Annotated in this window: 7 protein-coding genes; 6 read left to right on the top strand and 1 reads right to left on the bottom strand. The window is 77.4% G+C overall.

The window, feature by feature from the left end; translation table 11 throughout:
- Window positions 1–86 precede the first annotated feature (86 nt).
- The 3 genes from ACZ6S8_RS23615 (at window position 87) to ACZ6S8_RS23605 (ending at window position 16,194) form a co-directional block, all read left to right on the top strand.
- On the top strand, window positions 87–3,416 hold the full coding sequence (locus ACZ6S8_RS23615; RefSeq protein ID WP_469458750.1) for a hypothetical protein: 3,330 nt from the start codon (window positions 87–89) through the stop codon (window positions 3,414–3,416).
- A 113-nt stretch (window positions 3,417–3,529) separates the two neighbouring features.
- Window positions 3,530–5,311, top strand: a complete 1,782-nt coding sequence (locus ACZ6S8_RS23610; RefSeq protein WP_469458749.1) for an RICIN domain-containing protein — start codon at window positions 3,530–3,532, stop codon at window positions 5,309–5,311.
- A gap of 326 nt (window positions 5,312–5,637) precedes the next feature.
- On the top strand, window positions 5,638–16,194 hold the full coding sequence (locus ACZ6S8_RS23605) for a WXG100-like domain-containing protein (protein WP_469458747.1): 10,557 nt from the start codon (window positions 5,638–5,640) through the stop codon (window positions 16,192–16,194).
- Window positions 16,195–16,250: 56 nt separating this feature from the next.
- On the opposite strand, the gene ACZ6S8_RS23600 is transcribed toward ACZ6S8_RS23605, so the two are convergent.
- Window positions 16,251–16,574 (bottom strand): hypothetical protein, encoded by a 324-nt coding sequence (locus ACZ6S8_RS23600; protein WP_469458746.1) that lies wholly within the window; start codon window positions 16,572–16,574, stop codon window positions 16,251–16,253.
- Between the two features lie 558 nt (window positions 16,575–17,132).
- On the opposite strand from ACZ6S8_RS23600, the gene ACZ6S8_RS23595 reads away from it, so the two are divergent.
- The 3 genes from ACZ6S8_RS23595 to ACZ6S8_RS23585 are packed head-to-tail and all read left to right on the top strand — an operon-like array spanning window position 17,133 to window position 21,118.
- Entirely contained in the window at window positions 17,133–18,356 is a 1,224-nt protein-coding gene (locus ACZ6S8_RS23595; protein WP_469458744.1) for a hypothetical protein, read from the top strand.
- A gap of 36 nt (window positions 18,357–18,392) precedes the next feature.
- The gene (locus ACZ6S8_RS23590; protein ID WP_469458743.1) at window positions 18,393–20,525 is read left to right on the top strand and encodes a tetratricopeptide repeat protein; all 2,133 of its coding nucleotides are present in this window, start codon (window positions 18,393–18,395) and stop codon (window positions 20,523–20,525) included.
- A gap of 8 nt (window positions 20,526–20,533) precedes the next feature.
- Entirely contained in the window at window positions 20,534–21,118 is a 585-nt protein-coding gene (locus ACZ6S8_RS23585) for a flavin reductase family protein (RefSeq protein ID WP_469458742.1), read from the top strand.
- The last annotated feature ends 151 nt before the right edge of the window (window positions 21,119–21,269 follow it).

The raw sequence follows: 21,269 nt of genomic DNA, 5'->3' as shown, positions 1-21,269 counted from the left end.
CGGCCGTCCCGGATCGGACCCATGACGAGAGCGATGACGATGACCAGCCACGACGGCAGCGCGGCGGCGACGGGCGGAGAGCGCCGGTGAGGCCCTGGAACCGGCGGCGGGACGAGGCCGCCGCGCCGGACGGCGCCTCCGGGGATCCCGGGACCGACGGGGCGGACTTCCTCATCGAGGAGTACGACCGCGTCCTGCTGCTCCGCCGGCCCTCCGACGAGCTGCTCGGCCCCGGAGAGATCGCCGATCTGGTCCGGTCCGCGGAGTCAGACGCCCCCGGCACCGTCACCGTGGTCGCCGGCGCCGACGAGCGGTCCGCCGCCGCCCTGTGGCCGAGGCTCGGCGACCTGCTCGACGGGGTGGCCGAAGAAGGCGCCACCGCCGTCCGGCTCGTCATGTCCGGCTCCGGCTCGGGTGCCGGCTCGGGTTCCGGTTCCGGCGACGGCCGGTCGGCGGGGGGAACCGCGGTGGCCCAACGCATCGCCGATTCCTGGGACATGGAGGTCATCGCCCCGGACGGCACGGTGCTCTGCGTCCCCGGCGGCGGACTCTTCGTCCACGGACCGCCCGGAGCCGAGCGCGGCTGGTGGCGGTTCCGGCCCGGCGCCGCCCCCGTCCCGCTCGGGCTGCGGCACCCGGTCCCCGCCTGGCGGCCCGGACCCGGCCGCCTGCCGTCCCGTACGCGCGGCGGCTGCGTCGTCGAGGAGATACCCGCAGGCGTCCTCATCCGTTCGGGAGACGGACCGGCGCTCCTTCCCGGCGACCTCTGCTACGCCGTACCGGTGGACAGCCAGGGCCCGTTGCTGGTGCTCGGCGGCCCGGACGGGGAGGACGTCGGCGCCGAGGACGTGTCGGACGTCGTCGCCGCCCTGCCCCAGGCCGCACGGTCCGCGCTGCGCGTGGCCCCCGGCGGCCGGCGGGACGTGCTGGGCGCCGGGCAGTCCGCCGCCGACCTCGTGGGCGCCGGCGTCGTCGTCTACAGCGGCTTGCCCCTCTTCGCCGAGACCGGCCCCGCGCCCGGTGAGGTCGTACGGTCCATGGCCATCGGCCGCGACGGGGCGCCGCGCTGGCAGCCGTTCGTCGACTCCGTGCTCTGCGCCCCGGGCGAGACCGAGCCGACCCTGCTGCGGTGGAGTCCGCCGCTGCCCGGCGGGGGAGCCGCCGAGCGGGGCGTGGTGCACCTGTCCGACCGATGGCAGGTCGCGGTGAGCCGGGCGGGCCTGCTGGTCGGCGGCCGCGACGAAGGGGCGCCGCCCCTGGCGGCGCGCCCGGTGGACGCCGAGGGTCCGGCGATCGAGGTAGGACGCCCGGGGGAGGAGCTGGACACCTCGCTCTGGCCCGCCCTCTCTGAGCTGCTCGACTGGCTGGAGCCCGATCTGCGCGCCCGGGCCCGGCTGCACGTGCACGGCAAGGCCCTGGACGGCGGGCGCGAACTGCGCAGCCTGGCAGCCCGGCACGGGGTGCGCAGCGTCCGCTTCGCGGCCTTCGGCCGCGCGGGCGAGGCCGCCGCCCGCCCCGCCGAGGTGCGGCGGACCGCGCCCGGCCTGCGGTCCGCACCGGCGCTGCCCGTGGCCACCGGTACGGAGGGCGGCGCCCCCGCCGGGGTGTCCGCGCCGGTCCCCGCGGGGGCCGCGCCGGCGGGGGTTCCCGTCCCGGCCGGGGAGACGCCGGCCTCGGCCGCACCGGGGCCGACCGCGGTCATCCCGGGCCCGTCCCCGGAGGTTTCCGTACCGGCGGGCGCGGCCTCCGGCCCGTCCCCGGAGGCGCGCCGGGCCGGGGAGCCGCAGGAGCCGGCGGGCGGCGCACCCGTACGCCCGGCAGCGGTACCGCCCCCGGCCGGCCGGCCGGAGCCGGCCCCGGTGGGAGCGTGGGACCCGGCGGTCGCGTCGGACCCGGCGGTCGCGTCGGACCCGGCGGGAGCGGCCGGTTCGGACCCGCTTCCGCAGACGGGCTCGGACCCGCTGCGGCCGGCCGGTCGGGGGCCGCTTCCCGCGGCCGCCCCGGACCCCGTTCCCGCGACCGGGGCGGACCCGCTGCCCGCCGTGCGGCCGGCCTCCCTCGCGGCGGCCGGGTCGGAGCCGCTCCCCGGCACCGGGCCGGGTCCGGCGGAGGCCGGGCCGCTCGCCGGGCCGAGTGCCCCGCGGCCCGTCGTCACGACCACCGCGCCCGCTCCGGAGCGTCCGGAGGCGCCCGCCCCCGGGGAAGGGGCCCGCGTTCCCGCCGGGGCACCCGCCGCCGCCGCCTCCGCCGCCGCCGCATCGGCGGCGTCCGCGACCGGCAGCCCGGCGGGCTCCGCCCCGGCCCGCGGCCGGTCCCCGGAGGCGCCGGTTCGGGGCCGCGGTACGCCGGGGTCCGCCCCTTCGGCGGTCCCGCCCGCCGGTTCTGCGGCGGGTACGGCGACCCCCGCCGCCCGGCCGGACCCGGAGCCGGACCCGGAGCCGGAGCCGGAGGCCGAGCCGGCCCCCGCCGCCCGGCCGCGCGCCGGCCTGGAGAGCGGACCGCCGCGGATCCCGGCGAGCACCACGGCGCCGCTCCCGGACCCGCTCCCCGAGCGCGCCGCGCCGGCGGAGGGGGCCGTTCCCGTACGCCCGCCGGCGCCGGTGGCGGCGCCGCCCCGCGCGCCACTGCCGCCGGTGCCCGTCCGGCCGGAGCACCGCAGCACCGAGGCCGAGCGCACCGCGTTCCGTACGCTCGCCGAGGCGGCCTGGGAGCGCCACGCGGCCGCCGTTTCGCGGACGTTGACCCGGATGCCCGCGCTGCGGGGCGCCGAGCAGGTGGCCGCGCGCGCCGACCTGGTGGCGCTGCTGCTCTACCTCGGCCCGCCGGACGGCCCGTTCGGCCACCGGGAGCTGGACCGGGCCCTGCGCGCCGGGGGCGGACGGCTCCTGCCGTACGCGGCCTGTGTCGCGTCGGCGCTCCGGCGGATGCCGTCCTTCCGGGGGCTGGCACTGCGGGGCGCGACACCCGGCGCGGAATCGGGCGCTGCCGAACTGCTGCTGCCGGGAACGGTGTTGCGCGACCCGGCCGCGGTGGGCGCACTGCCGTGCGGGGCGACGGGCCCGGAGCCCGGGAGCGCCCGGTACGCGATCTGGTCGGTCACCGGCCGCCGCGTGCGGCAGCTCGGCGCCGCGGGCCCGTCCGCGGCGTACGACGAGGTCGTCTTCGCCCCGGGCACCGCGTTCCGGGTGCTCGACGTGCGGACGGACGGCTCCGGGCCGCTCGTGCTGCTGCGCCAGCTGTCCGTCGCGGCCACCGCGCCGCCGCCCGACCGGTACGCCGCACCGGACGCCGAGGACCGCGCGGTGCTCGCGCGTCTCGACGAGGCGCTGCGCGGACGGCCCGCCGCCCCGGCCGGCTTCGCCTGGCCCGAGCGGTGCGCGGGACCGCTGGACGAGGCCGGGCAGGGGGCCGGCTGACCGGCCCGCGAGGCCGCGAGGGCCGCGGTCCCCCACCCGGGGGCCCACGACGTACCACCACGACGTACCACCAGCCAGCCACCGACAGTTCGACCAAGGCAAGAGGAGTGCCCATGCCCCAGCAAGCAGGCGGCTCGCAGATGGCGAGCCCGGCCGTACGACTCGCGGCGGTCCTGCCCGCGGTACCGGGGGACCCCGGCGCCGCGCTCGGCCCGCGCGGGTCCCGGACGGCGCGGCCCCCGGCGGTTGCCGCGCCGGGCCCCGTGGCCCACGGGAGTGAGGCGGCCCCCGCGGGGTCCGCGACCTCCCCGGACCGCACGACCCCACCCGCCGTGGAGGCCGGGACCGCCCCGGCCGCGGCCGCGCCCGAGGTGCGGGGCGGGTCCCGCCCCGCCGCCCGCCCCGCAGCACGCGCCGGTGGAGCGGTGGCGAGGGCCGCCGCCACGTGGCGCGGTGGCGGTGCGCCCGCCGCTCCGGCGGCGGCCGCAGCGGCGCCGTCCGCGCCGTCGACCGGCGCGGTCGCGGCGGCGAGGGGCGACGAGCCCCCCGGCGGACGGCCCAACAGGCCGCTGCTGGCCGCGGCGGCGATAGCGGGGACCGTGCTCATCGGCACGCCGTTCCTCTTCCTCGGCCTCGGCAGCGACGACGAGCGCAACCAGGCGGCGTCGGTCCGAGAGGTGCCGGTCGGCGGCACCGTCGTGGAGAACCTCGCCCCCAACGGGGGGCAGTCCGGGAACGACTACGCCACGGCCGCACCGTCCCGCAAGCCCGTCCCGCAGGTACGGCCGGTGCCTCAGCCCGACCGGCAGGCGGCGGGCGCCGAGCGCCCGGGGGCCGGCCCGAACCCGGGCCCCGAGGAGGAGAAGAGGAACAACGGGCGGGGCGGCACCATCGCCGGCGCCGTCACCGGAGGGGACGCGGCCGGCGGGGACAAGGCGCCGGACCCCGAGGAGCAGCCCGCGTCGGCGCAGGACGCGGGGGCGGACAAGAAGGCCTTCGAGCAGGGCGGACCGGGTCAGGACAAGGACCGGGAGCAGGCGGGCAAGAGCGGCGCTCCGAAGGAGGGCCGGGCCGTGGCCGCGCTCCAGGAGGACGCCGGCGCCCGCGAGGGCCGTTCCGTACCGGCGGTCGCCCCGGATCCGGCCCCCGTCGTGCCGGAGCAGGACCCGGCGGCCCTGGTGCCCGCCGAGAAGAAGGACACCGGGCAGGCGAAGCCCGCACCGGAGCAGCAGCCCGCGGCGGAGAAGCCGGCTCCGAAGAAGGAGACGAAGGCGGCTCCGGCCGAGGAGAAGAAGGCCGCTCCGGTAGAGGAGAAGAAGACGCCCGAACCGGCGAAGCCGGCCCCGAAGCAGGAGCCCGCCGCCAAGCCCGTGGCCAAGCCCGCCGCCCGTGCCGGGGGCGCGCTGCCGCAGAGCGCGAACTTCGGCACCGTACGGAACGTGCCGCTCAAGAACGCCATGACCGGCATGTGCGCCGACGTCCCGAACTACGGCAAGGGCACGGTGGACGGTCCCGTCAACCAGTTCACCTGCAACACCACCACCGCCGACAACCAGCTCTGGGACCTCGTCGTGAGCCGCCCCGGGGCCGGTCCCGGCGGCGCGGACCTGTTCACCATCCGCAACAGCAAGGACGGCCTCTGCCTGGACCTGCCGGACTATGCGGGACAGCCGGCCGGCACCGGCGTCTCCGAGTTCCACTGCCGTCCCACCAGCGCCGACAACCAGCTCTGGTACCTGGACAAGCGGTCGGACGGCAAGTTCTGGATCCGCAGCCACTCCAGCGCCGGCCGGTGCCTGGACGTCTCCGGGTACTACGGCAGCGGCGGCAAGGACGCCCGGCTGACGATCTTCGAGTGCAACAGGCGCGACGACCACGTGTGGTCCTTCTCCTGATCCGGCTGCCGCCCCCCGAGGGCGGCTGACGCGACGACCGTGCCCCGGGCGGCCACCGCCCGGGGCACGGGTGCGTCCGGGGCCGGTTCCGGACGGGTGGGCGGCGCCCCGGGGTGGGTGGGCTGAAGCCAGGGGAAAGGGCCCCGGAACACTTGCCCCGCCCCGGAGGCGAAACCGGACCGAAGCGGAGGTACCCGGCAATTCGTGTTGGGTGTCCGGCCGCCCGCCGTCCTAGCATCGGCCGGGCCGGACCGGTCGGCGGCGCGAACGCCGCGGGCGCGACGACCGGAGCCCCGGACCCTCGTGCACCGCAGACGGAGCGTCAGATGCAGGAGCTCGACTTCCCCGAGGACGTCCGGCGGATGCTCTGGATCCTGATCGGCGAGATGCCGGTCCAGGCCCGGGAGAACCTCGCCTACGAGAGCCGCGAGCTGTACCTGAGGTTCGGCCGGGGCATCAGGGACCTGCGCGACGAGATCCGCCTCTCCATCGCCGAGGCGTCCACGGCCCTGCCGGACGAGGTGGCGGACCGCTACGTCCGGGGGCTGTCGCTGCTCACCGACGACGGGGGAGTGGACCACCTGGACGCGATGGCCGACCGGCTCGACGACATCGCCCGGGGCCAGGTCGACCACTCGATGAACATCCAGCAGGCCAAGTGGGAGATCATCGCCGAGATCGTCGCGCTCCTCGTCGAACTCGCCCTGCTGGCGGCCCTCGCCGCGATCACCGGCGGCACGTCGGTGACGCAGATGGCGCTCGCCCGGGCCCGGAGCAGGCTCGCCGTCCTGCTCGTCGTGGACCGGCTGCTGCGCATGACGCACCTCGCCCCCAGCCTCACCGGGGCCGTCGAGGAGGCCCTCCAGACGCTCGCCGTGCGGCTCGCCCAGATCGCCCTGAATCCGGGCGGCCGCCGACCGGACGGGATCGACTGGAAGGACGTCGGCAAGTCGGCGGCGTTCGGCGCGGTCGTGGGCCTGTTCGGCGGTGCGCTCGGCGGCGCCGCCGACCACTTCCGGAACTGGTTCAAGAACTCCTTCGACGACTTCGACCGGTTCGTCAAGGACCACCCGCGGTTCACGGCCCTCCTCGACGGGGTGAACGACGTGGCGGAGGCGTTCGTGGTCGGCGCGGTCAGCGAGTCCGCGGGCGAGACCCTGGTCCAGGGGCTCTTCGAAGGGACCTGGGACTTCTCCTGGGACACCTTCGTCGGCTCCGGCACGAGCTCGGTCTTCGAGACCGTGGCCGGGGGCGCCGTGGGGGCCGGGGGCCTGTGGCTGCACCAGACGTACTTCACCGACCCCGGCGCCGGAGATCCCTCCACCGTCAACCGGTCCGCGCACCACCGGGGTTCGGGCACGGGTGGCGGGCCGCGCGGTTCGGGCCCGGCCGCCCCGACCGTGCGCGTGCCGACCGCGCTCCCCGCCGCCCCGCCCGCGTCCTCCGTGCAGCCGGCGTCCTCCGCGCCACGGGTCACGACCGGGTCCGGCCCGGCGGCCACCGCGCCGGCCGCGCCCCCGCCACCGGCGTGGACGCGCACCCCTCCGGCGCCGGCGCCGCCCGGTCCGCCCGCCCGCGTCCTCGCGTCGAACGTCCCGGCGGAGTACGGGGGTTCCGGCAGCGGAGCCGGCTCCGGTCCCGGTCCCGGCTCCGGTCCAGGCCGTGGTCCGTACGGGGCCGGGGGCGCCCTGCACGGCATTTCGAGCACCGGCCCCGGCACCGCGGTGCTCCCCCCGGTCGTCCCGCCGGCGGCGCCGGCCGCCCTCCCGGGTCCGCGGGCCTCTGGTTCCGGCATGTACGCCGACACACCCGGCGACGACCTGCCGGGCACCTCGGGCACCTCGGGCGCCTCGGGCGACGACCTGCCGGGCGCCTCCGGTGGGCGCCCCGGGGCCCTCTCCGGCACCGGTGGCCTCCCCGACACCGTTGACCACACGGCGCGCAGGCAGGCCTACCCGGCACCGGACGGTACGCCCGAGTCGTCGGAGGAGGACGGTACGGCGCACGGGGACGGTAGGGCGGAGCAGCACGGTGCGGCTGCCGACGGGCCCGGCATCCCGCAGCCCGCAGCGGCCGATCCGGCGCCGCCGAGCGCGGACGCCCGCACGGCACCGAACCCTTCCCAGGGCGGCCGGGACCGCGGCGCGCCCGCGCCCGGACCGGGGGCGGAGGACGCCGACCGGGCGCCGTCGGAGGCAGAAGCAGAAGCAGAAGCGGAGGCAGAGGCGGAGGCAGAAGCGGAGGCGGCAGCAACGGAGGCGGAGGACGCCTCCCGGGCGGCGGAAGCCGAGGGCGGATCCGGCGGGACGGGGGCCGCGTCCCCCCACGCCCCCACCGCGGTCCCCCTGACGGGGAACGCGGCCTGGGAGGCCGCGCGGGCGCAAGCGCCACCGGTCACCCGCGCGCACACCTGGGTCGACCCGGTGTCCACCCCCGCCGACCCCGAGCGGCCGGGCGAGACCACCCAGTACGTGGTGCGGTCCCTGTTCGACGTCCGGCGGGTCGCGTACGACGGCGAGTGGGTCACCGACCTCACCGTCCGGGTCGCCACCGGCCCGGCGGGCCTGCCGCCGCACGTCTGGGACGCGGTGCGCGAGGGCGTCGAGGCGTACTTCAACACGCCGGGGCACCGCCTGCCGGGAGGCGACCGGCTGCACGTCACCGTCGAGCAGACGGCGCAGGACCCGCACCCCAACGGGCTCGCCGTCACCCTCGCCGGCCGCGACGTGCCGATGACCCGTACGGCCTGGTGGGCGGACGCGGAACCGGTCGACTACGCCCACGAGATCGCGCACCAGCTCGGCCTGCGGGACGAGGCCCGCGGCGGCGACGACGCCACCCGGCGGCCCGACATCCCCGGCAGCCTGCTCGGCGACTACACCCGGCCCGCTCCGGCCGGGCTCCCGCAGGCAGGGCTGCGCGGCCGCCACCTGAGCCTCCTCGCCGCCCACGTCGGCGACCTCGCCGAGCCTCCGGCCGGTGACCGGGCCGCCGGTTCCCCGCCCCGGCCGATCCGTACGGTCGGCGGTCCCCGGGGCGCCGAGCCGCGCGCCCCCCGGCCGGGGGAACAGGCCGTCGCGGCCGTGCCCGTGCCACCGCCCGTCCCCGTGCCCGTGCCGACGGCCTCCACCTCCGCCGCCGTGCCCGCACCCCCCGCCCCCACCGCCGCGGCCGACAGCCGCACCGGCACCGGCAACCGCCTGGACGGCACCCGCCCGCCCCGGCTGGAGCGGGGCGCCGCCGCCCCGGCGAACCGCGGCGGGCGGACCCGGTTCGCGGACGGGAGCGGCATCCCCGCGTACATCGACGACCTGGCCTCCCTGCTGGTGGACGCCCCCGCCGACCTGATGGAGGAACTCCTCTCCCAGCCCGCGACGTTCGGCCAGAGCAGCCTCGTCCTGCGCGGACCCGACCTGATCGCCGCCGAAGCGGAGAGCCTGCTGCGGAGCATTCCGTCGCTGCGGCCCAGGGAGCCCGAGCCCGGTTCCCCGGCCGGTACCGGCCCGGTGGCGGACCTGCGCACGGCCCTGCGGCAGCGGCCCCGCGCCCTGATCGGCGGGCTGGCCCTGCCGTACACCAACAGCGCCGGTGAGCCGCGGGTGCTGCACGTCACCGCCCGCCACTACGGGAACTGGGAGCGGTTCGCCGACACGTACGGCAGCCCCACCAAACTCGACACCATGGACCGCGCCACCGTCCAGGCCGGGCGGAACAGCAGCGTGCAGTCCTCGACCCAACTCGGCCTGGGCGGGCCGTTCCTCGGGCCGTCCTCCGCCGCCGCCTTCGGCGGCTTCGGCCGGCTCGCCCTGCGCGGCGGATTCGGCACCAAGGTGGGCTACGGCCAGAGCGACCAGGCCACCGCGCAGGCCGAGACGCGCACCCTCGACGGCTCCCACGTCCACCTCGACGACCTCCACCTCACGCTCCGCGTCACCGACGCCGACGGACGGGTCGTCACCGAGCCGCCGCCGGCCGGGACCGCCGGACCGGCCCGCGCCGCCCACACCGGTTTCGCCGTGCGCGACGGACTCGCCCTGCGGCTGCCGGACAGCGCGGCGAAGCCGACCGCGCCGGGCCGGATACCCCGCTCGATCGCGATGGACCACGACACCCAGTACCGGCTGGTGCGCACCGAGGGCTTCGGGCCCGTCACCCGCATCCGGGACTGGGCCGCGGGCGTGATCGGCGCCGCCCCCGGGAGCTCCGCCCACCAGGAGCTGGACGCGTTCTTCTCCGGCGAGTCCTTCCAGCGCCACGCCCGGATGCTGGCCGCCGGACGGCTGGCCACCGCCCCCCTGTTCGCGGACGACCGCAGGCGCACCCCGCTCGGCGTCTTCGTGGTCGAGCGCGTGGTGCCCCTCCGGGCCACCCTGGTCGCGGAGACCCCGGACGCCGAACTGCGCGACATCGCCACCTCCACCGTCCGCAACGACCGGTCCCTGACCAGGACCGCCGGATTCGGCATCGACGGCGTGCTCGGCCCGGCCTTCAACTTCCTCGACCTCGGCGACGGCGCGCTGAACCTCCGCCTCCAGTTCGGGCCCGCCTTCCGCTACCTGTTCTCCGTCTCCCGCGGCACCGCCCTCGGCGGCTCCGGCGGGCTCAAGACCTCCGGCCAGGTCAAGGGCGCTCCGACCGGCCTGTACCTGGTCCGCAAGACGGTCTACGTGCGGCACGCGGGCAGCGGCGCCCCCGCCGAGCGCTTCGCCACCTGGAGCCTGGACCGGATGACCCGTACGGAGGCCCGCAGGCTCGCCGGCTGGGACGACGGCACCACCCTCCCGCTGCGTCACGGCGTGCCCGAGCCGTACGCGCCCGCCTACCTGACCCCCGACCGGCCGCCGACCCTCGGCATGCACCGCGTCGAGGAGTTCGCCCACGCCGACGGCCGCCGCACCCGCGATGCCGACGGCCGCCCCCGTACGCTCCTCGACGCCTTCGCCGACACCGTCCTGGCCGCCCTCGCGCAGACCCACCCCGGGATGGTGGCCCCCCTCGACCGGCTCGCGCCGCCCGTCCGGCGCGGCCTCCTCGCCCGCGCCAGAGCCGCCACCGGGGCCGCGGCCCCGTTCGGCCCGCCCCGCCCCGCCGCCCGCTGGGACGACGCCGACGCCTACCAGACCGCGCTGTCCAACACGCTGGCGGTCCTCTCCGCCCTCTCCCACCTCAGCCTCGCCGCCGGCCTGGAGGCCCTGACCACCACCGGCATCCGCGTCCGGCTCACCGAACCCGGCACCCTCGGCCAGGGCCACCGCTTCATCCTGGTGCGCGGCGAACTGACCAACCGGCGCTACGAGGGCCGCCAGGACGACCTGAAACTCCGGCACAGCGCCCCGGGCAGCCAGCGGACGGACGGCCAGGAGAGCCGCAAGCGGACCGCGGGCGGCGGGGCGGACCTCCAACTCGCCTTCCGCGATCCGGACCCGGGCGCCGGCGAGGCGATCGGGGCCCCCGACAACGCCGGAGTCCTCTCCCTCGGCTGGCGCTCCACGGTCCAGCACGAATCCGAATCCGGCTACGGCTCCGCCGCCACCAACGAGCCGATGTCGGTGAGCACCAAGCCCTCCCACCTCTACCGCTACGACCTCGCGCTGAGCGTCGACCACGGCGGATACTGGCGCTTCCGGGGGGTGCTGCGCGGCGTCGCCACCCTCGGCCTGCTCGGCACGCAGCCGTTCGTCTTCCGGACCCCGCGGACCCCGCTCGTCGGCACCGGAGCGGACGGCCTCCCGGTCCGCGGCGGCCCGCTCACCGGGCAGGTGCTGATCAGCGTTCCCGACCGGCACGCCCCCGCCGTCGACCCGCACCGCTCCGGAGCCCCCAACCCCTACCGGTCCCTCGCGGGCCCGGCGGACACCACCGCCATGTCCCCGGCCCGGGCACACGCCCTCGCCACCGGGAACCTCACGGCGCGCGACGCCGGGGGCCGCTCGTACCCGCGCGGCGACCGTCTCTTCCGCGACCTCCAGCACCACCCCTTCCTCACCGTCACCGTCCTCGTGCCGCCCGGGCTGACCGCCGCCGTCGAGGACGTCCTGCACACCGCCTCCGGCGGGTCCTGGCAGTTCGGCCACGAGGGCGCGCCCGCCCGCGAGGCCGTCCTGCGCGCCTTCCAGCCGCAGTACGCCACCGCCAACTTCGACCAGAGCTCCGGCCCGCTCGGCTTCGCCCTCGCCGGGCTGATGGGCAAACCGCCGTACGGCACCCTGTGGGGGACCTTCCGGCACCACGCGGCGGTCCGCGGTGTCCACGCGCTGACGGGACCGGTCGAGATGGACACCGAGATGGTCCTCGGCAGCGCGACCCAGGCGTCCGGCAGGACCGGGCGCAGCGTCACGCACTCCTTCGGCGGCCAGCTCACCTACGCCAAACCCCACACGCACGCCCACGGGCCCCTCGGCACCTACGGATTCGTCGTCAACCCCTGGTCCGAGAGCTCCCAGCGCACCCTGACGCTCACCCGCAGCGTCGTCGCCGACCTCAACCTCAAGAGCTTCGGCCACCAGGTCCTGGTCACCGGCACGGTCGAGCACTGGGCCACGATGGTCTCCAGCATGCTCGGCACCACCGCGGCCCGGCTCCCCCTCGTCCCCTCCTCCTTCGCGGGCGCCGCCGGTTCGGTCACCTCCGTGCCCGGAGGCTGGCTCGCCCACGTGCCCGAGAAGAGCGCCCACCTGCTGGGACTCCTCGACGACGGCATGGGGGAGGTGCCCCGCTACACCGGCCGGGGCTGGTCCCCCCAGCCCTGGACGCACGGCAACACCTCCGGCACGTACCCCGTCAACACCCTGGACCCGACCGACGTGCTCGCCGCGTTCCAGACGAAGGTCCGCGGCCTGGGCCTCGACGACGACGCGCAGGAGGCCGTCCGGCGGCACGTCACCTCGCGCGTCCTGCGCGCCCTGCACCGGGAATCCACCGGGACGGGCACGAGCCTGCCGACGAGGAGCGGCGGCTGGGGGTGGGGCGGCGTACGGATCGGCAGCCGCCGGGCCCGCGTACGGGTGGAACTCCTGCCCGGCACGCCCGTCCTGCGGATGCTCGACCACGGGACCGAGCGGGAGGAGAACCGGCGGGCCGTCGAAACCCGCCAGGAGGGGGCCGACTTCACCTCCGGCCGGGACATCGGCGTACTCGTCGGCGAGGGCGTCCACACCGGCGACGCCACCGCCGTCGCCGCCGGACCCACCTACAGCGAGACGGGGACCTCGCGCCGGACCGTCTCGGCCGCCCGCTCCGTCTCCACCGCGACCACCTACCGGGCGGCGTCGACCGAACCGCACGCCGAGACCACCACCCCCTACCGGCTGCGCCTCACCCTGGAGTTCGACGACGCCCCCGAGCCCACGGGCGCCCCCGGCGGGGACGGCGCTCCCGCCGCCCCGGGCACCGCGCTGCGCCGCTTCACCGGCAGGCAGCGGATCACCGAGACCGGAGCCGTCGGCGAGCTCCGCGAGCACGTCCCGCTCAGCCTGATGGCCCCGGACCCCGACCCGGCGGACCCCGCGCCCGACCCCCGGCTCGCACCGCCCGACCTCACCGTCGCCACCCGCCCGCGGTCCGGCCCCCGCCCGGAACTGCTGGGCCCCGACACCCTCCACGGGGACGGCACCGCCCGGCCGTTCACCTTCCCCGAGAACGGCTTCCACGTCCGCCGCATCGTGGGCCTCGAACACGTCCGGGAAGCCGGCCGGCGCGCCGTCGCCGAGTCCTACGGCATCGCCCTCGCCGGCCTGGACGACCCCGGCACCACCCCCGCACGCCGTACGGAACTGCTCCGCCGCGCCGCCGGAACGGCCCTCACCCGGCCCGGCGGCGGGGCCGCGCAGACCCTGGAGGACGGCACCACCAACACCGCCCTGTCCACCTTCTACGACCAGGCCCTCGCCCCGACCGGGTACGAGGTCCCGGGACTCACCCACCGCGACCCGGCCGGCACCGCGTCGGCCCGGCTCTCCCTGCACGCGAAGCCCGACTTCTCCCGGGCGGTCCTGCTGACCGTCGCCGACGGCAAGAAGCTCGAAGTCCTGCGCGAGAGCGCCGAGGGCGTCGGCACCTCCGCGGGCCACGAGCACGCCCAGGACTCCGCGTTCGGCGGCGGCGTCGCGATCCGCAGCGAGGACACCGGCCTCAACCAGCTCGCCGCGACCGCCACCGGCCCGTACGCGGCCGACGGCGACGGCGCCCCCGTCGGCGCCGAGCAGCTCTCCTCGCTCAACATCAAGCCAAAGACGGGCCGGGCCTTCCTGTTCGCCGTCCCCACCGACTGGCTGAGCGTCGCCGAGGTGCACCGCGGCATCAAGGACAGCGGCCTCGGCAGGTTCCTCGCCGGAGCCTTCGGCCACCCGCCGCGCGGCCCCAAGGCCGTCTCCTCGCAGACGTACGCCCTGGCCTGGATCCGCGACGACGTCGCCCGGGAACTCGGCCTGATCGACGACACCACCTTCCCCGACCGGCTCTCCGCCGCCTGGGACGCCGTCGGCAGTGCGGCCAAGGCGTGGACCGAGGCGGACCGGGCGTACTGGAAGAAGCGCCGCGCCTCGGCCGGACTGCGCGAGGCCCGGGAGGCCGCCCGCGCGGCGCTCGTCCCCGCCCGCTCCGCCGCCGGGGCCGCCGCCCGCCGGCTCGCCCCCTTCCTGGACGCGGCCGAGGCCGCCGACACCGCCCTCGCCCGTGCCGAGGCCGACGCCGTGCGCGACCGCGCGGCGGCGGCCCGCCTCGACGCCGCCGCCGATGCCCTGGACGGCGCCTCCACCGCCCTGCTGCGCGCCGAGGCCGACGCCGTACGCGCCGGGCGGACCGCCCGGGCCGGCGAGGACGCCGCCCGCGAGGCCCTGGAGGCCCTGCACGGCTGGGCCGCCCTGCCCGGCGACGGGCCCGACCCCGACGCCGTGCGGCAGGCCGAGGAGGGGCTGGCCACCGCCCGGCGCACCGCCGCCGCACTCCGCTTCGCCGCGGGCCGGCGGATCGCCGCCGCCCGCACCCTGCACGACACGGCCACGGGCGAACTCGCGGCCGCCGAGGCCCGGGTCCCGGGCGCGGTCGCGGGGACGTCCGGGCCGGCGGGGACGGCCCCCGGACCCGGAGTGCGGCCGGTGTCGGAGCCGTCGCGAGCGGGCGGGGCCGACGTGACGTCCGGGCACGGCGGGGAGTCCTCGACGGGGTCCCGGACCGCCGTGGCCCCCGCGACGGACGCCCCGGGGGCCGCCGTCCCCGGGCCCGGAACGACGCGGGCCCGGCGGACCGCCGGCGCGCTGCGGACCGGAGCCGAGCGGCGGCTGGCCGAAACCACCGCCCGGCAGCGCGCCGCCGCCCGCCGGCTCACCGCTCCCGTGCGCGCCGACGCCGCCGCCCGCGCCGCCCTCGACCGGGCGACCGGCCGGTCCACCGCGGCCGACCGGGCCTTCGACGCCCGCCGGGCCGAACTGGACGCCCTCGCCCGGACCGCGGAGGCCGCCGCCGCCGACCTCGGCCGGGTGCGCACCGCCACCGACCGGCTCACCCGCTGGCACCAGCTCAACGCCACCGCCGAGGGGCGCCGACGCCTCGGCGGCCTCGCGGAACCGGCGCCGGTCACCCACACGGCCCCGCCGGGGCCGCCGGTGCCCGCCACGACCGGGCCCGCGCGCCCCCGCTACGCGCCGTCCACCGACGGCGCCCGGCTGACCTCGCCCGAGGGGGTCGCGTACACCGTGCACGAGGTGCCCCGGGACGGCGACGCCTTCTTCCACGCGCTCGCCGAGGGGCTGGCCAGGACCGCGCCCGCCCTCCTGGCGCGGCACGGCATCGACCCGGCCGACCCGCTGACCCCCCGGGCCCTGCGCCGGCTCCTCGCGGCCCGCCTGACCGACCCCGCCGACGCGGACCTCCTCGCCGTTGTCGCCCCGGACGACACCGACGTCTTCACCGCCGCCGAGGCCGACGCGACCGGGCCCGCCCCGGACCTCGCCGCCGGTACGCCCGGCCGCCGGGAGTTCGACCAGCTCGGCGTCGTCCCGCACGCCGCCGCCCTGGACGACGGCGCCCGCGCCGCCCTCGCGACCGCGCAACTGGTCCGGCCCGGCGACGCGGACGACGGCGCCGGCTGGGACCACTCCGCCGCCGACCTGCTCCCGCTCCTCGCCGCCCGCACCTTCGGCGTCGACGTGACGGTGGTGCGGGGCGACGGGAGCTTCCAGACCTTCGCTCCCGGCAGCCGGGCCGGTTCCGGCCGCCTCCACGGGCTCGTCGACGACCCGGACGCCCGGCGCCCCCACGTCGTCCTCGTCCTGGACGACCGCCACTACCGTCTCGCCGTCGCGGCCCCCGCACTCCGCACGCGGCCGGCCCCGCCCACCCCGCTGCCGGTCGACCCGCCCACCGCGACTCCGTCTGCCGAGCCCCCATCCGTCGAGCCCCCATCCGGCGTGCCCCGGTCTGCCGGGGCGTCGGAATCCCCTTCGGTGGAACCCGAGTTCACCGGCATCCCGCCGGACCGGGGGGAGCCGCCCGCCCTCCGGGCAGCCGACCAGGCCGGCTTCGCGGCGGCGCTGCTGGCGGCGCTCGGTGACGAGCACGGCCGCCGTCTGCTCGACCGCCGCCACCCGGTCCCCGTGGCGGATCTCGCTGCCGTGGACGTGGTCCTGACCGCCGGTCAGGCGGCGCACGCGGTCCTGCTCGGGGGCTCGCTGAGCGTGCAGGAGCTGGGCCTCACCCCCGAGCAGCACCTGCGCTGGCTGCTGGCGGGCCCGGCCGACGTGGCCGCCGCGGCGAAGGCCCTCGGCCTCACCATCGAGGTCACCTCGCCGGGGCGTCCGCCCCGCCGGTACGGCACCGGCCCGGGAGAACCCGTACGCCTGCTCTTCGACGGCCGGCGCTACGGCGCCGGGCCGCAGTCGCCCTGAGCCGCAGCCCGTTGGGGCCGTCAGACGCCCCGTCAGGTGCCCCGTCAGGCGCCCCGTCAGGCCCCGGGGAAGGGGCCGCCGGGCGGCAGGGCGGCCTCCCGGAGCGCCGCGACGGCGTGCAGGGTGCCGCCGGTGCGGCCGGCGAGCCGACCGCGGGGGGTCCGGACGCTCCACAGCAGGTCGGAGGAGGGCTCTGCCCTGCCGACGGGGAACGGCCGCGTGATGTCGGTGATGTCCTGGATGACGACGGCGCCCCCGGACTTCGAGGCGCTGTAGCGGCGCCCCATGCACTTGAAGACCCAGGGATTCGCACTGATCTCGCCGAGTCCCAGGGCGCTCCCGCCCTGATCGGGCTTGGCGCCGGGAACCAGACCCAGCATTACGCCTCCACTACGCAGTGTGTCCGAAGTGCATCCCATGGTAGCCGCAGCGGGCGGGCCGACACCTCCCGTCCGGTAAAGGAATGGGCTGGAAAGCCCTTGGCTTTTGCCATGTTCCGCACGGAAATGTGCCCATCGTCGTGCTCCCCGGCCGCCGCCTGCCCCCGGGAACCACGCGACCCGGCCGCCCACGGCCTCCGGGCCGGCCGCGCCCGCCGCCCCCACGCGTTTGGCAGGCCTTTGGGGAAACGATGGCGGCCCTCGCCAGGATGGGCCCGTCCGCATCACCCACTGGTTGAAGGAGGTGTCCTGAATGAAGAAGATCCAGGTACGCAAGGCCGGTCCGGTCCGCCTGACCTCGTCTGCTTGCAGCGTCTACACCAACCCCAACTGATCCTCGATCAGTTGAGCCCTGGCCCCTAGCACGCCAGGGCCGCGGCGCCGTCGTGCCTGCGGGCAGCCCGAGGCGACTCAGGCCGCCGCCCGGCACGACGGCGCCTCCCGGGGAGGCGGTCACCCGCCCGTGCCGGGTCCGGACCGGAAGCCGAGGGAGACCCCATGCCGGAGCACGGCATCCGCAGCGCCGCCGACACGCCGCTGCCGTTCCACACGCTGGTCTACCTGGAGGACGGCGACGACGTCACCATCGGGCGGCCCGACACGGACTCCTACGCGATCTTCCCGGCCGACGGGGCCCACCTGGTGCGCCGCCTGGCGGACGGGGCCACACCGGCGCAGGCCGCCGACTGGTACGCCGCCGAATACGGCGAGCAGGTCGACGTCGAGGACATCATCGGAGCCCTGCGCGAGCTCGGGTTCGTCCGCGAGGACGGCGAGGAGCCCGCACGGACGGAGCCGGTGCGCTGGCAGCGGCTCGGCCGCGCGATGTTCTCGCCGCTCGCCTGGGTCTGCTACGCCCTCGTCGTGGCGTGGGCGCTGCTGCGCACGGTCCAGTCCCCGGACCTCGTACCGACGGCCGAGGACCTGCTGTTCAGCGACTACTACGCGGTGATCAGCCTCGTGCTGCTGGTCGCCGCCGTGCCCCTCATCGCCGTGCACGAGGCGTTCCACGCCCTGGCCGCACGACGGCTCGGCGTCCGCTCGCGGACCCGCCTGTCGTACCGCTTCTACTTCCTGGTGGTCGAGACGGCACTGGACGGCCTGGTCGCCGTCGAGCGCAGGAAGCGCTACCTGCCGATCGTGGCCGGAATGGTCGCCGACTGCGTCCTGCTCGGCCTGCTCATCACGGTGGCGGACGTGTCCCGGGGCCCCGGCGGGGCCGAAACAATGACCAGCCGGGTGTGCCTCGGGCTGGCCTTCGCCGCCCTGCTGCGCCTGCTGTGGCAGTTCTTCCTCTACCTCCGCACCGACGTCTACGTACTGATCACCACCCTGCTCGGCTGCGTGGACCTGCACACCACCTCCGTCCGCCTGCTGCGCAACCGGTTCCTGCGGTGGACCGGGCGGACCGACCGGCTGGCCGACGAGTCCCAGTGGCACCCGGTGGACCGCCGGGCGGCACGCTGGTACTCCTGGCTCATCGTGGCCGGCTACACCGTCAGCCTGGGCACCTTCGTGCTCGCGCTCGCCCCGGTCTTCGTGCGGATGGTCTCCGGCGCGCTCGACCGCTTCGGCGCCGGGGAGGGATCGAGCTGGACCGAGCTCCTGGACTCCTCGGCCTTCCTCTTCCTGACCTTCGGCCAGATCGCCCTCACCCTCTGGATCGCCGCCAGGGAACGCGTGCGCGCCCGACGGTCCAGGACCCACCACGTCATCGACTGACGCGTGCCCCCGTCGGCCCCCGCGAAAGGTACGTTCATGACCGGCCACTACTGGATATCGGCCCCCCGGCGCCGCGAGCGCGACCGGCTGCGGGCCGGCCTCGGACTGCCCTCCCCGCTGACGGTGGTGGACGCGCACCGGCGCCTCCGGGGCCCCTACACGGCGGCCGGCGAGCTGCTGCGGCAGGTGGCGCCGGACGCGCTGCGCCGGCAGCCGGAGCTGGCCGCCCGCCACTACATCGAACTCCAGGAGAGCACGCCGGAGCTGGCACCCCTGGTGCCGCCGAAGGAGCGGGCGCTGGAGCAGAACGCGAAGGCGCCGGGCGAGGCGACCAGGTACCCGGCCCGGCTGCACTCGCTGCGGGTCGCGCACGGCCTGGTGGACTTCCTGCTCGCCGCGCTGCCCGGGGCCGGCGACGGTCCGCGCACCCTCGTGGTGGAGAACGTCCACCACGCCGACGTCACCGACCGGGAGTTCCTCGCCGCCGCGCTGCGGCGCATCCCCGCCGAGCTGCTGACCCTCGTGATCGGCACCGACACGGACGCCCTCGCCGAGCCGCCCGGCATGCCGTCGGTCTCCCTCCCCGCGGAACTCGCGACCCGGACCACCCGCATCCACCGCCCCGGCGCCGCGTCCGGTCCCGGGTCCCACGGCGCGGACGCCCGTACGGAGACGCCGCTCCGGGCGGCCACCCGGTACGTCGAGGGGGAGTGCACCGACGACGACCCCGCGCTGCACGCCGCGTACCGGGCGCTCGGCGACGAGGAGCGCGCCGGCCTGCACGACCGCAGGGCCGCGGCACTGGCCGCCCGGGCGGAGGCGGAACCGTCCCTGAAGCTGGGCGCCCTGCCGTACCACCTGCTGCGGGGCAGCGACGGCGACGGCGCCGGCCTCGACGCCCTGAGGTGGGCGCAGGGCCGCTGCAAGTACTTCGGCTTCTACCACGCCGCGGCCGAGATGGGGGAGGAGGGCCGCCACCGGGCGGGTCCCGTCACGCGCCCCGACCTCTGGTGGCCCTTCACCCGGGAGACGGGCGTCTGCCTGGCCGCCGCGGGACGGCCGGAGGAGTCGGCCGCGGTCCAGGAGGAGGCCCGGGCGGCGACCGCCGTGCCCAAGCACCACATGGCCCTCGCCTACGAGACGGGCATGCTCTACGCCCGCCACTTCCCGCCCGAACTGCGCGACGACCGGAGGGCCAGGGCCTACGTCAACCAGGCCATCGCGATCTCGGACCTGCTGCCCGACCTCAAGGAGCGCGCGTTCTACTCGGTGTTCAACCGCAACGGGCTCGCCCTGGTGGAGGTCAGGGCCGGCCGGCCCGACGAGGCGCTGCGGCTGCTCGACGAGGGGATCGAGCGGCTGGACCGCGAACTGGGCATCAGCGAGCGGACGTGGCACCGCGTGGGCCTGCGCTACAACCGCGCCCAGGTGAACGGCATGAGCGGCCGGCTGGAGGAGGCGCTCGCCGACTACGCCTCGATCATCGACGCGGACAGCGACTTCGCCGACCACTACTTCAACCGCGGCAGCATGCTGCGCCGCCTGGGCCGCGTCGAGGAGGCCATCGCCGACTACGAGCGGGCGCTGGCCCTGGAACCGCCCTTCCCCGAGGCGCACTACAACCGCGGCGAGGCCCTGCTGGAACTCGGCGACGCCGAGGGGGCGCTGGCCGACTTCGACCGGACCCTGGAACTGGAACCCGGCCATCTGGAGGCGCTGCTCGCCCGGGCGGGCCTGCTGGCCGACCGGGGCGACGACCGGGCCGCGATGGAGGACGTGACGGCCGGTCTGCGGCTCGACCCCGAACACCCTCACCTGCTCTGCCTGCAGGGACGCCTGTGGAGCGAGGACGGCCGGACGGCCGAGGCGCACGCGGCCCTGGCGGAGGCCCTGCGCCTGGACCCCGGGCTGGCCGAGGCCTGGGCGATCAAGGCCGAACTCGCCTACCAGGAAGGCGACCTGGCCGGGGCGCTCGCCGACTTCGACCGTGCGGTGGAGCTCGAAGGCCGGACCGACTTCCGGTTCAACCGGGGCGTGGTGCACGAAGCGGCGGGCAGCTTCGAACGGGCGGTGGCCGACTTCGAGGCCGTCCTGGCCGTCACCGACGACTCGGAGGCGCGGAGCCGTCGGGAGACCTGCCTGCGCGCGGCCGAGCGCGCTCACGCATAGGGGGCCGGATGGACCTCCGACAGCAGGAGAAGCAGCGGCGGGAACGCGCACGCGCCCAGGACCCCGGCCGGGACGAGGGCCGGGGAGCCGGCCCGGCGGGCGGGTTCACGGAGGCGATGTCCCGGCTGGTGTCGGGGGTGGCGGTCCTCTCCGCCCGCCGGGACGACGGGCGGCCCTGCGGACTGCTCGTGTCGTCCCTCTGCTCCTACAGCGCCGCCCCGCCGTCGATCCTGGTGGCGCTCGCCGGCGGTTCGCGGACCTGCCGGGAGCTCGCCGCGGCGCCGGGCGGGCAGTTCGGCGTCCACCTGCTGGCCCGGACCCACTCCGCCCTGGCCCGCACCTTCGCGGGCAGCTCCGAGGACAAGTTCGCCGACGTGCTGTGGGAGTGGGACGGGCCCGTTCCCCGGCTGGCCGGCGTTCCGGTCTACGCGAAGTGCCGTACGGCCGTGCTGCTCCCGCACGGCGACCACGTGATCGTGGTGGGCGAGGTCGTCGACTGCGCGGTGGCGGAGGCCGAGCCCCTGGTGTACTTCCGCCGGCGCCTCGACTGGAGTCTGAGCCCGCCCGCCCGCGGTCGCCCCGCCGCCGGCTGACCGTCCCGCGGGCGGCGGTCGTGGGGGGCCGGGCGCCCGCCCCGGGGCCGGGGCCGGGGGGGGGGGGGCGCGGCGGGGGGGGGCCCCCCCGGGGGGCCCCCCCGCCCCCCCCCCCCCGGCCCGGCGCGGGGGGGGCGGGCGTGGGGCGGCC

The organism is Streptomyces sp. NPDC048461 (assembly GCF_055587105.1).
The sequence above is the reverse complement of the archived record's forward strand: the minus strand, read 5'-3'. Positions and strand labels throughout refer to the sequence as shown.

Excerpts from the sequence above, each read along its gene's own strand:
- ACZ6S8_RS23605 (WP_469458747.1), top strand. The coding sequence starts at position 5,638 with ATGCAGGAGCTCGACTTCCCCGAGGACGTCCGGCGGATGCTCTGGATC.
- ACZ6S8_RS23595 (WP_469458744.1), top strand. The coding sequence starts at position 17,133 with ATGCCGGAGCACGGCATCCGCAGCGCCGCCGACACGCCGCTGCCGTTC.
- ACZ6S8_RS23600 (WP_469458746.1), bottom strand. The coding sequence starts at position 16,574 with ATGCTGGGTCTGGTTCCCGGCGCCAAGCCCGATCAGGGCGGGAGCGCC.
- ACZ6S8_RS23585 (WP_469458742.1), top strand. The coding sequence starts at position 20,534 with ATGGACCTCCGACAGCAGGAGAAGCAGCGGCGGGAACGCGCACGCGCC.
- ACZ6S8_RS23610 (WP_469458749.1), top strand. The coding sequence starts at position 3,530 with ATGCCCCAGCAAGCAGGCGGCTCGCAGATGGCGAGCCCGGCCGTACGA.
- ACZ6S8_RS23590 (WP_469458743.1), top strand. The coding sequence starts at position 18,393 with ATGACCGGCCACTACTGGATATCGGCCCCCCGGCGCCGCGAGCGCGAC.